The sequence below is a fragment of the Ruania halotolerans genome (genome assembly GCF_021049285.1).
Classification (GTDB): domain Bacteria; phylum Actinomycetota; class Actinomycetes; order Actinomycetales; family Beutenbergiaceae; genus Ruania; species Ruania halotolerans.
Window position 1 is genome coordinate 3,546,390 of sequence record NZ_CP088017.1, and the last position, 11,390, is coordinate 3,557,779.

The window sequence follows — 11,390 nt, forward strand, 5'->3', positions numbered from 1 at the left end:
CCAGAGCGCTACCCTGATCTTCATGATCCCGGCAGGCGCGGGCCGGTGCTCGCGCGCACGAGAAGCTGCGGCGGGATCGGCACCGGCGCGAGGAGGCGCCCCGTCACCGCGCCGATCAACACGTCCATCGCGTGCCGGCCGAGCGCGTCGAAGTCCTGACGGACCGTGGTCAGCGGCGGGATGAAGTGGTCCGAGCCCTGAACATCGTCATAGCCGACCACACTGACGTCCTCGGGAACCCGCACACCCCCGTCAGCGAATGCGTGCAGGAGTCCGAGTGCCGTCTGGTCATTGGCGGCGAACACGGCGTCGGGCAGATTCGTCAGCAGCCGTTGCCCTGCGCGGTAGCCGGCGTCAGCTGTCCAGTCCCCGGCGATCTCGTCACGGGGGAGCACCCCTGCCATCGCCAACTCTGCCCGCCAGGCATCTCGCCGGGCGATCGCGTCGAACCAGTCCGGCGGTCCAGTCACATGCACGAGATCCCGGTGCCCGAGTTCGAGCAGGTGCCGCACCAGCAGCCGGGTGCCGCTGCGCTGGTCCACGTGCACGATGGTGGGATCGCCAGGTTGTGCATCCATGGCTGCGAGCAACAGCACCGGCACATGCGCAGAGGCAGCCCGTGCGGCATTCGCCACCCGTTCCTCCGGAGCGATCACCACGATGCCCTCGACCGACTGATCCATGAACGAGCCGAAGATCTGCGTCATCGTCTCCGGGGTCGGTTCGTCCGCCGTCGCCACGCTCACGAAATAGCCCGCCGCCCGGGCGGACTGCTCCAGCACGGCGAGGGTGGTCGCAGGCCCGAACTGCATCGACCCGCTGGTGACGATCCCGACCGTGGCCGACCGGCGGGTGACCAGGGCGCGGGCGGCACTGTTGCGGCGGTACCCGAGGGCCTCGATCGCCTCCAGCACCTTCTCCCGGGTCTCCGGGCGCACATTCGGGTGATCGTTGAGCACCCGCGAGACCGTCTGGTGGGAGACGCCGACCATCTTGGCGACGTCGTTCATTCCTGGCCGTCCGGCCTGCGCTGCGCCAGCCACGCCCACCTCCCACTTCCCCGTCTGTGCAGGTGAGCCTAACGGAGTCGGGCGAGGAGCCGGTCGCGGACGAGGCCTGCGGGCGGGTTCGTGTGCGCCTCGCCCTCGATCACCACCGTGGGTACCGTCTCGTTGCCACCGTTCACGCTGCGGACGAAGGCGGCCGCTTCGTCGTCGGTCCAGATGTTCACCCAGGTGGCCGATCGCCCGGTACGGCCGAGTGCGCGGCGCAGCCCGCTGCTGTACATGCAACCGGGCCGCCAGTAGATGATCACCCGGCCGCGGGGGTCGTCATCGGCGAGCGTCATCGCCTCCGTGTGGCTGGTGCCTGCGCCTCGCCGCGGGTAGGTCCACCACCCGTAGAAGGCAATGAACGCCGCGAGCGGGACGGCCAGCCACGGGTGCCCGTCAGCGGCGACGAACCACCCCAGCACGACGATCAGGATGAGGAGGCCGAGCCAGAGGAGCCGGGAGCGCATGGTCCCAGCATCCCCTGGCCGGCGCATTCCCACATCCGCCGCACGAGGGATCCTCAGGAGGCGCGCGGGTGGCCTCGTGGCCGTCCGGCAGGTCAGGCAGCGAGGAGATCGTCGATCTGGTTGATCGCCAAGGTCGCGCCCTCCTCCATACCCATCTCGAGTACCTGCTGCAGTCCTTCGGCGGTCTCGTACGTGCTGGTGAACGTGGCACGAGTGCCGGTCTCAGTGGCCTCGAACCGGTAGACGTTCTCCGAAACCGGCATCGAGTCGACCGGGTTGAGGTCGGCGTCGGCGAACCCGTCGCGGAAGGTGAACGCGTGCGGTTCGTCCACGCTGATGATCTCCCACCAGCCGCCGTGCTTCTCCCCCTCTGGGCTGGTCATGTAGTAGGTGACGCGCGCGCCCGGCGTGAGGGAGTGATCCACGAACGTGGCTGGGTAGGTCGGCGGACCCCAGACCTTCTCCAGCTGGCGGGGATCTGCGTAGATTCCCCACACCCGGTCCACCGATGCGGCGAAGTCGGCCGTGATGGTCAGGGTGCGGCTGTCGATGTCCTTCTGAACTCCGGTCACAGGCATGTCAGTTCTCCTTCGTGGTGATGGTGGAATCCTCTTGCTGGCCGGGGCCCGCGGCGGCGAGCAGTTCATCGATGCGCCCCACCCGGCCCCGCCAGACGTCCTCGATCTCGTCGAGCAAGGAAGCAACGGAACGAACGGCGTCGATGTCTCCGGTCGCCAACGCCTCACGCCCAACGCGGCGTTTGGTGATGAGGCCGGCCCGTTCGAGGACAGCCACGTGCTTTTGCACCGCGGCGAAACTCATCTCGTACTTCTGTGCAAGGGCGCTGACCGAGTGCTCCCCGGCCAGCACCCGGCGCATGATGTCGCGCCGGGTGCGATCGGCGAGCGCGTGGAATAGGGCGTCCGCCCTGTCCTCGTCTGTGTACTCGGCCACGAGAAGAATGTACAACCTGATGGTTGTAGGTTGCAAGGGGTTCGGCCCCACACAAGAAATCCGTCGCCGATCTGGTCGTTTGCAGACGACCGGATCGACGACGGATCTCAGCAGATGGTGCTTAGTCAGCCGTCAGCTCGACGACTCCTCCTCGGCTCAGCGGGAACTGCCGGGGCTGGTGGCGCGTCGTGCACCTGCACGACGGCGTCCTGAACCGTTGGCAGCGTCGCGACCACTTGGGGCAGCTGCACCCGAGGGGCGTCCCGAACCAGAGCGAGGCGTCGAACTTGACCACGCAGGACCGCTCGCAGGAGCAGCACCGGCGCCGCGGCTACGGCCACGACTCGACGAGCCGGCAGCGGCGGCAACACCGGACCGGCCACCTGACCCGGAACGGCCGGCCGACCCTGAACCGCCACGCGCACCGTTCCCGGAACGCGAGCCACCCCCGGAACCACCACGTCGGCCAGAACCGCGACCTGCACCAGCCGGTGCCGCTGCAGGCTTACGTGCCGCCGCCTCCGGCGCCCGGTCCGGGCTCACCCGGGCGGCGACGTCGCCAACGAGCTCAGCGACGAGATCAGGCTTGGCCGCCACCGGTGTGGCAGTGATCTTCGCGGCGCGGAGCAGCTGACGCACATCGTTGCGCTGCTCGGGCAACATGATCGTCACGACTGTGCCACCGGAGCCGGCCCGGGCCGTGCGCCCGGAGCGGTGCAGGTAGGCCTTGTGCTCGGCCGGCGGATCCACGTGCGCCACCAGGTCCACATCGTCCACGTGAATACCGCGGGCAGCGATGTCCGTGGCCACGAGAACACGCACGGCACCGCTGGAGAACGCATCCAGGTTGCGCTCACGCGCCCCCTGGGAGAGGTTCCCGTGCAGATCGACGGCGGGAATCCCACTCGCGGTGAGCTGGCGGGCCAACTTGCGCGCCTGGTGTTTGGTGCGCATGAAGAACAGCCGGCGGGAGGCTCCGGAGGCAAGCTGCTCCACCAGGTCACGCTTGGCACCCACATCGGAGACTTCCAGGATGTGGTGCGTCATCGCCGTCACCGGCGAAGACGCCGGATCGACGGAGTGGGTGAGCGGGTTGGTCAGGTACCGCTTGACGATGATGTCCACACCGTTGTCAAGCGTGGCGGAGAACAGCATGCGGTGCCCCTGACGCGGGGTAGCGTCGAGGATCCGCTTCACGGCCGGCAGGAAGCCCAGGTCGGCCATGTGGTCCGCCTCATCGAGCACGGTGATCTCGACGGCGTCCAGGCGCAGGTGGCCCTGCCCCTTGAGGTCCTCGAGCCGGCCGGGGCAGGCGATCAGGATGTCGACACCACGGCGCAGCGCCTCGACCTGCTTGCCCTGGCCGACACCTCCGAAGATCACGCTGTGGCGCAGGCCCGCCGCTGCGGCGAGCGGTGCGATGGTCTCGGCGATCTGGGAAGCGAGTTCACGGGTCGGGGCGAGGATGAGTCCGCGCGGGGAGCCCGAGCGCGCCGGGCGCCCGTCGCTGAGGCGGGTGATCATGGGAAGCGCGAACGCGAGCGTCTTACCCGAGCCGGTGCGGCCACGGCCGAGCACGTCACGCCCGGCGAGCGTGTCGCGCAGCGTGGCGGTCTGGATCGGGAACGGATCAGTGATGCCTCGCTCGGCGAGCGAACGCACCAGCGAGGCAGGAACGCCCAGGGCCGCGAACGTCGTCGGGGCATCAACAGGAGAAACAGGTGTGGACACGAAACGTACAACTCTCTGAGGTCAGGGTTCACCGCAGAGACCGTCACTGTGTGCTCACCTGGCGTCCAGCCGGCGCACGCGAAACCGCGATGTCGGGCGTGCACGAGCGACGCCCTGCCTCCCAGTCTCCCCCACCACTGTCGAAATCAACGACATTGGTGGGCAGCATCACAACGGCACCATCTACCGTGGTGAACAGTAGGCTGACTCCTCGTGACGATCCTCATGACCGGTGACTCGATCACCGACTGCAGCCGCGACCGATCCGACCTACGCAGCCTCGGCGAGGGCTACGCCGCCCTCGTGGCCGCTGACCTCGCGCACGAACGGGTCATCAACACCGGCATCGGAGGCAACCGGGTGGTGGACCTGCAGGCGCGGTGGGAGGAGGACGTGCTCGCCCACGCGCCCACCGTGCTCTCGGTGATGATCGGCATCAACGACACCTGGCGCCGCTACGACTCCGACGATCCGACCTCGGCCCAGGCCTACGAGGCCGGCTACCGCGCTCTGCTCACTCGCACCACGGCCGCCGGCGTGGCGCGGATCATTCTCATCGAGCCCTTCCTGCTTCCTGTGCGCGAGGAGCAGTGGGCCTGGCGCGAGGATCTGGATCCGAAGATCCAGGTGGTGCGCCGCCTCGCCGCCGAGTTCGGTACCGAGTACCTGGCCACCGACGGTCCACTCACGCAGACGGCGGCCCGCACCGCTCCCGATTTCCTCGCCCATGACGGTGTGCACCTGACCCCGGTCGGGCACCGGCTGCTGGCCGACCTCTGGCTGGACAACTACCGCCGCTGAAGCGCCGCCCGACCACCTCGATCGACACCCCGCTCAACGCGGGCAATGCAACGAAGGCCGGCCACCCACTCGGGTGACCGGCCTTCGCCACGTGCTGCCTATTCGCCGCTGGCTGCAGCGGGGAGCTCAGGCGAAGCGCCCGCTCCCACCGCCAGAGGCTCCTTCTCGGATTCCTTGTCCACACCGCGGAACGTGAACTCGCCGAGCAATCCTTCACCCGTGGCGTCCACGATGACCCTCTGACCGGCGCGCAACTCGCCGTAGAGAATCCGCTCGGACATCTGATCCTCGATCTCCCGCTGGATCGCGCGACGCAACGGCCGGGCGCCGAGCACCGGGTCGTACCCGCGCTCGGCGAGCAGTTCCTTCGCCGCCGGGGTGAGCTCGAGATCCATGTCCTTGTCGGCAAGACGCACGGACAACTTGTCCATCATGAGGTCGACGATCTGGAAGATCTCGTCCTGAGAGAGCTGCGGGAACACGATCACATCGTCCACGCGGTTGAGGAACTCGGGGCGGAAGTGCTGCTTGAGCTCCTCGTTCACCTTGACCTTCATCCGGTCGTAGTTGGTGGAGAGGTCACCACCGGCCTGGAATCCGGTGAGCAGGCCCTTGGCGATGTCCCGGGTACCGAGGTTGGTGGTCATGATGATCACGGTGTTCTTGAAGTCGATCACCCGGCCCTGGGAGTCGGTGAGGCGGCCGTCCTCCAGGATCTGCAGCAACGAGTTGAAGATGTCCGCGTGAGCCTTCTCCACCTCGTCGAACAACACCACGGAGAACGGACGGCGGCGCACCTTCTCGGTGAGCTGGCCACCCTCTTCGTACCCCACGTACCCGGGAGGTGAACCGAACATCCGGGAGACGGTGTGCTTCTCGGAGTACTCGCTCATGTCCAACTGGATGAGCGCATCCTCGTCGCCGAACAGGAACTCTGCGAGCGCCTTGGCGAGCTCGGTCTTCCCGACGCCCGTGGGGCCGGCGAAGATGAACGAGCCGCCGGGCCGCTTCGGGTCCTTCAGGCCGGCGCGGGTACGCCGGATTGCCTGAGAGAGGGCCTTGACCGCGGCGTTCTGGCCGACGATCCGCTTGTGCAGCTCGTCCTCCATCCGCAACAGCCGCGAGGACTCCTCCTCGGTCAGCTTGAACACCGGGATGCCTGTCGAGGCGGCGAGCACCTCCGCGATCAGCTCCTCGTCCACCTCGGCGACGTTGTCCATATCGCCGGCCTTCCAGGCCTTCTCCTTGTCCAGACGCGTGTTCGAGAGGGTCTTCTCCTCGTCACGCAGCCGGGCTGCCTTCTCGAAGTCCTGATCATCGATCGAGGATTCCTTGGCGCGGCGCGTCTCGGCGATCTGCTCATCGAGCTCACGCAGTTCCGGTGGAGCAGTCATCCGGCGGATCCGCAGGCGAGCACCGGCCTCATCGATCAGGTCGATCGCCTTATCCGGGAGGAACCGGTCGTTGACGTACCGGTCGGCCAGGTTCGCCGCAGCCACGAGGGCCGCATCGGTGATGGTCACCCGGTGGTGCGCCTCATAGCGATCGCGCAGACCCTTGAGGATCTCGATCGCGTGAGACAAGGTGGGCTCGGCCACCTGGATCGGCTGGAAGCGACGCTCCAGCGCAGCGTCCTTCTCAATGTGCTTGCGGTACTCATCAAGTGTGGTGGCACCGATGGTCTGCAACTCACCGCGGGCGAGCATCGGCTTCAGGATGCTCGCGGCGTCAATGGCACCCTCGGCTGCTCCGGCACCGACGAGCGTGTGGATCTCGTCGATGAACAGAATGATGTCACCGCGGGTGCGGATCTCCTTGAGCACCTTCTTCAGGCGTTCCTCGAAGTCACCGCGGTAGCGCGAACCCGCCACGAGTGCGCCGAGATCAAGCGTGTAGAGCTGCTTGTCCTTGAGGGTCTCAGGGATGTCCCCCCGCACGATGTCCTGTGCGAGACCTTCGACCACGGCAGTCTTTCCCACGCCTGGCTCACCGATCAGCACCGGGTTGTTCTTGGTGCGCCGCGAGAGCACCTGCATCACGCGCTCGATCTCGTTGCTGCGCCCGATCACCGGGTCCAGCTTGCTCTCGCGCGCCGCCTGGGTGAGGTTGCGGCCGAACTGATCCAGCACGGCAGAACCGGAGGGGGTGCCCTCGGACGGGCCACCGGCGGATACGGCTTCCTTCCCCTGGTAGCCGTTCAGGAGCTGGATCACCTGCTGGCGCACCCGGTTCAGGTCGGCCCCGAGCTTGGTGAGCACCTGCGCGGCCACTCCCTCACCCTCACGGATCAGGCCGAGCAGGATGTGCTCGGTGCCGATGTAGTTGTGGCCGAGCTGCAGCGCCTCGCGCAGCGACAGCTCGAGCACCTTCTTGGCACGCGGGGTGAACGGGATGTGCCCGTTCGGGGCCTGCTGGCCCTCACCGATGATCTCCTGCACCTGCTGGCGGACGGCTTCGAGGGAGATGTTCAGCGATTCGAGGGCCTTGGCGGCCACTCCCTCGCCTTCATGGATGAGGCCGAGCAGAATGTGCTCAGTGCCGATGTAGTTGTGGTTGAGCATCCGTGCCTCTTCTTGGGCAAGGACGACCACCCGACGGGCGCGGTCGGTAAATCTCTCGAACATCTCGTGCTCCTCACTGGCAACAAGGCCGCAAGTGGGCGGTCTTGGCGGTGTGTCATCCAGGCTAACGGCGGGTGAGCCCGGAACATGCCCCTGTTCGCCAGCGGCAGAGAGCGTGAGGCCAGTGCCCACGTTCACGAGGAACCGCGATGATGAACCGGTGACGCATCTGCCGCCTGCCCCGCTCACCGGCGCCCGGTTGTCCCTCGCCCTGTTCGCGATGGCTCTCGGCGGCTTCACGATCGGGACCACGGAGTTCGCGAGTATGGGTCTGCTTCCGCAGATCGCGGACGGCCTGCGAGTCTCCGTACCGGAAGCGGGCCACATGATCTCCGCCTACGCACTCGGCGTGGTGGCCGGTGCGCCGATGATCGTGGTGGCCGCAGCGCGGCTGGAACGCAAACGACTTCTGGTGGTGCTCGCCGCGGCGATAGCACTCGGCAACGGCCTCTCCGCGGTGGCGCCGGGCTTCGCTTCCTTGACCGCCGCCCGGTTCGTCGCCGGTCTGCCGCATGGGGCGTATTTCGGAGTGGCCGCCCTGATCGCCGCCACCCTCGCCGGTCCGGCCCGTCGCGGCCGCGCCGTCGCCCTGGTGATGCTGGGACTGACGATCGCCACCATGGTGGGCGTCCCACTGGCCACGGCCCTCGGCCAGGCCATCGGATGGCGCTCCACCTACGCTCTGGTCGTTCTCACCGCACTCGCCACCGTGGTCGCGGTGTGGCGCTTCGTTCCTCCGCTCCCTCGGCCCACGGGTGCGGGAGCCTCTGCTCGCGGGGAGCTGCGCGCCTTCCGGCACGGGCAGGTGTGGTTCGCCCTCGGGATCGGAGCGATCGGCTTCGGCGGCATGTTCGCCGTCTACAGCTACATCGGTGAGATCGTGCCGGAGGTGTTCGGTCTCTCCATGGCGGCCGTGCCCGTGGCGCTGGCCGTCTTCGGTATCGGGATGACGGTCGGCAACCTGGTGGCCGGACGCCTCTCCGATTGGAATGTGATGGGCACCGTGCTGCTCGGCCTGATCGGGATGGCCGCCGTGCTCGCCGCGTTCGCGCTCACCGCACCGTTGCTCACTGGCGGCGTGCCGGTGATCGGGATGATCGGGTTGTTCCTGATCGCCACGATCTCGCAGTTCCTCGGGCCCTCGTTACAGACCCGGCTGCTGGACGCCTCACCAGATGCGCCCTCGCTTGCCGCTGCACTACACCATTCGGCATTGAATATCGGCAACGCCACCGGCGCATGGATCGGCGGCGGCGTGATCGCCGCCGGGCTCGGCTACCTCGCACCCGCGTGGGCCGGCGCCATGCTCGCCGTGGCCGGACTCGTGATGGCCGCTGCGGCGATCTTTGCCGAACATCGTGCACAGGAGCGCGCGCTGATCTGAGCGAGGCTCAGTCAAGCAACGCCGCGAACTCCTGGTGCGCCGCCGGGCTGAACAGCACGAAGCGCACCAGTTCCACCTGCCTGCCGGTGAAGCCGGATACGGCCGCCACGGCGATCCGCGCCACGTCACTCATAGCCCAGCCGTAGACCCCGCCGCTGACCGCAGGAAAGGCCACGGAGGCGGCGCCCACCTCCTCGGCCACTCGCAGGCTCTCCGTGAAGCACGCCGCGAGCAGCGCGGGATCGGTCTGGCCGGAATGCGCATTGGGCCCGACAGTGTGGATCACCCATCGCGCGCGCAGGTTCCCGGCGCCCGTGGCCACGGCGCGCCCCACCGGCAGCCCACCGGGTAGCACGCTCGCGCGCAAGGCCCGGCATTCCTGAAGCAGCACTGGCCCTGCCGCGCGGTGGATCGCCCCATCCACCCCGCCACCGCCGAGCAGGCTGGAGTTGGCCGCATTGACGACGGCGTCCACCGCTTGGGTGGTGATGTCACCGATCGTTGCTTCGATCCGCATCCCACCATGGTGCCGCGTCGAACGACTCCGCACCATGGCCGCCGACGGCGCCGACCTCGACGGGCAGGCGCGAGCGTTCAGGCCTCCACCAGCACCGTGACCGGGCCGTCGCCGGCGAGATCCACCGCCATGTCCGCACCGAACATCCCGGTGGCCACTGTGATTCCGCGGTCTCGCAAGGCGGCCACCACTGCCGCCACCAGCGGTTCGGCCACCGGGCCGGGAGCAGCCGCGGTCCACGAGGGCCGCCGCCCCTTCTTCGTGGACCCGTACAAGGTGAACTGGCTGACCACGAGCACCTCGGCGCCGGCGTCGGCGACCGACTGCTCCCCACGCAGGATGCGCAGCTCGGCGATCTTGCGCGCCACGGTCTCGGCCTGCGCCTGCGTGTCCTCATGGGTCACCCCCACGAGTGCGAGCAGCCCGACCCCGATGGAGCCGACCACCGCACCATCCACGGTCACCGAGGCTCGGGTGACGCGCTGCAGCACCGCCCGCATCGGGTCAGCCTTGCGCGCCCGGGTCAGCGCCCGGGCGAACGCCTGGGTGCGTCAGCGCTGGAGCGTGCGGGCCAAAGGCGGCAAGCACTGAGCCCACCGGTTGCCCATACCCGAGCACCGGGACCTGCGCCCAGGGCCAGTCGCCGTGCACACCAAGCAGGCGCAAGCCGGCGGCCAGCACGGCCGGACGAGGGCGAGCACCGCCGTCGGAAATCTTGAAGGCCACCGTGGCACCGTCCGGCAGTGCGGCGGCGTACACCCCGTCGGCACCGTCCTTGGCGATCAGGCCGGGCACGGCGCGCATCGCCGCCGTGGCATCCCGGCCGGTACCGGCCACGAGGAACGGATTGGCGCGCATCGCCTCGGCCACCCGGTGCTCCGGGGAATCCGCATCAGCCGTTGCCAAGCGGGCGAAGCCTCGTGCCAGGCCGCGCACGGTGGAGGAGGGCTGCGGTGCCCCGCACCCGTCCACCGCTACGTGCCGCACCGGCTCACCGGTGAGTTCGGCGACGGTATCGACGAGGTGTCGTTGCAGAGGATGATCGGGATCCCGGTACCCCTGCGGCGACCATCCGGCGGCCACACAGGTGGCGAGCATGGCGGCGTGCTTCCCGGAACAGTTCTGCGTGATCGGTGCTGCCTCGTTCCCCTGCGCGCGCCAGTCCGCAGCCGCCGCCGGATCCAGTGGGAGATCCGCCGTGTTGTCCAGGTCACCGGCGTCCAATCCGACTGAGGCGAGGATCCCTAGGGCCACCTCACGATGCCGCGGCTCACCGTTGTGCGAGGCGCAGGCCAGGGCGAGCTGGGCATCGTCGAGCCGGACCCCCGCACGGAGCATCCCGACCGCCTGCAGGGGCTTGAGCGAGGAGCGCGCATAGAGCTCCTGGTCCGGGTCGCCGAGCCGCAGCACCTCGCCACCATCGGGCGAGACGGCGAGCAGGTGACCGGTGTGCACCGATTCGATCAGGGTGCCGCGGATCACCCAGGCCAGCACGTCACCCGGTGACGGCGCCTGGTACGTCGGAGGGGCTGTCACCACCGGCTTCCGCCGCTGGAGCCGCCGCCGTACATCCGCACCGCGGGGCGCACGTCAGCCAGGTACACCCCGGCAGGCACCCCGCCGAGCAGCATCAGGAACAGCACACCGCCACCGCCACCGCTGGGCACCGCGAGGAACGCCAGCAGCGTCGCGATCCCGGTCACCGCCAACCAGAAGCCCTTGGTGCGCTTGTCCGCGCTCACGAATGCCTGCGCGGGGCGCACCGCGGCATCGATGAGCGCCCAGAGCGCCAGCGCGAAGGCCGACAGCGCCAGCACGAGGAAGAGATACCCCTGAATGAGTCCGATCACCTGCACGGGCATG

Annotated in this window: 12 protein-coding genes; 2 read left to right on the forward strand and 10 right to left on the reverse strand. The window is 68.4% G+C overall.

The window, feature by feature from the left end:
* Nucleotides 1-20: 20 nt before the first annotated feature.
* The 5 genes from LQF10_RS15970 to LQF10_RS15990 all read right to left on the reverse strand — a co-directional run bounded on the left by LQF10_RS15970 (nt 21) and on the right by LQF10_RS15990 (nt 4,204).
* The gene (locus LQF10_RS15970; protein ID WP_354002597.1) at nt 21-1,043 is read right to left on the reverse strand and encodes a LacI family DNA-binding transcriptional regulator; all 1,023 of its coding nucleotides are present in this window, start codon (nt 1,041-1,043) and stop codon (nt 21-23) included.
* A 35-nt stretch (nt 1,044-1,078) separates the two neighbouring features.
* On the reverse strand, nt 1,079-1,519 hold the full coding sequence (locus LQF10_RS15975; RefSeq protein ID WP_231064802.1) for a glutaredoxin domain-containing protein: 441 nt from the start codon (nt 1,517-1,519) through the stop codon (nt 1,079-1,081).
* 92 nt (nt 1,520-1,611) lie between these two features.
* Entirely contained in the window at nt 1,612-2,097 is a 486-nt protein-coding gene (locus LQF10_RS15980; RefSeq protein ID WP_231064803.1) for an SRPBCC family protein, read from the reverse strand.
* A 1-nt stretch (nt 2,098) separates the two neighbouring features.
* Nucleotides 2,099-2,473, reverse strand: a complete 375-nt coding sequence (locus LQF10_RS15985; RefSeq protein ID WP_290371113.1) for an ArsR/SmtB family transcription factor — start codon at nt 2,471-2,473, stop codon at nt 2,099-2,101.
* A 156-nt stretch (nt 2,474-2,629) separates the two neighbouring features.
* On the reverse strand, nt 2,630-4,204 hold the full coding sequence (locus LQF10_RS15990; RefSeq protein ID WP_231064804.1) for a DEAD/DEAH box helicase: 1,575 nt from the start codon (nt 4,202-4,204) through the stop codon (nt 2,630-2,632).
* Between the two features lie 213 nt (nt 4,205-4,417).
* Between LQF10_RS15990 and LQF10_RS15995 the strand changes: the two genes are divergently transcribed.
* Nucleotides 4,418-5,005, forward strand: a complete 588-nt coding sequence (locus LQF10_RS15995) for an SGNH/GDSL hydrolase family protein (protein ID WP_231064805.1) — start codon at nt 4,418-4,420, stop codon at nt 5,003-5,005.
* A gap of 98 nt (nt 5,006-5,103) precedes the next feature.
* Here the strand turns inward: LQF10_RS15995 and LQF10_RS16000 are convergent, their stop codons facing one another.
* Nucleotides 5,104-7,629: an ATP-dependent Clp protease ATP-binding subunit gene (locus tag LQF10_RS16000; RefSeq protein ID WP_231064806.1), complete on the reverse strand. Its 2,526-nt coding sequence runs from the start codon at nt 7,627-7,629 to the stop codon at nt 5,104-5,106.
* 157 nt (nt 7,630-7,786) lie between these two features.
* Between LQF10_RS16000 and LQF10_RS16005 the strand changes: the two genes are divergently transcribed.
* Entirely contained in the window at nt 7,787-9,010 is a 1,224-nt protein-coding gene (locus LQF10_RS16005) for an MFS transporter (RefSeq protein WP_231064807.1), read from the forward strand.
* Between the two features lie 7 nt (nt 9,011-9,017).
* Here the strand turns inward: LQF10_RS16005 and LQF10_RS16010 are convergent, their stop codons facing one another.
* From LQF10_RS16010 to LQF10_RS16025, 4 genes are all read right to left on the reverse strand, one after another.
* Entirely contained in the window at nt 9,018-9,527 is a 510-nt protein-coding gene (locus LQF10_RS16010; RefSeq protein WP_231064808.1) for an O-acetyl-ADP-ribose deacetylase, read from the reverse strand.
* A gap of 77 nt (nt 9,528-9,604) precedes the next feature.
* Nucleotides 9,605-10,027 carry a D-aminoacyl-tRNA deacylase gene (gene dtd / locus LQF10_RS16015; RefSeq protein ID WP_231064809.1) on the reverse strand — a complete coding sequence of 141 codons (423 nt, stop codon included), beginning with the start codon at nt 10,025-10,027 and terminating at the stop codon, nt 9,605-9,607.
* A gap of 4 nt (nt 10,028-10,031) precedes the next feature.
* Nucleotides 10,032-11,063 (reverse strand): asparaginase, encoded by a 1,032-nt coding sequence (locus LQF10_RS16020; protein ID WP_231064810.1) that lies wholly within the window; start codon nt 11,061-11,063, stop codon nt 10,032-10,034.
* Complete coding sequence (locus tag LQF10_RS16025; RefSeq protein WP_231064811.1) at nt 11,060-11,389, reverse strand: DUF2516 family protein; 330 nt, start codon at nt 11,387-11,389, stop codon at nt 11,060-11,062. The genes LQF10_RS16020 and LQF10_RS16025 overlap by 4 nt, the downstream gene beginning before the upstream one ends.
* Nucleotide 11,390: the final 1 nt, after the last annotated feature.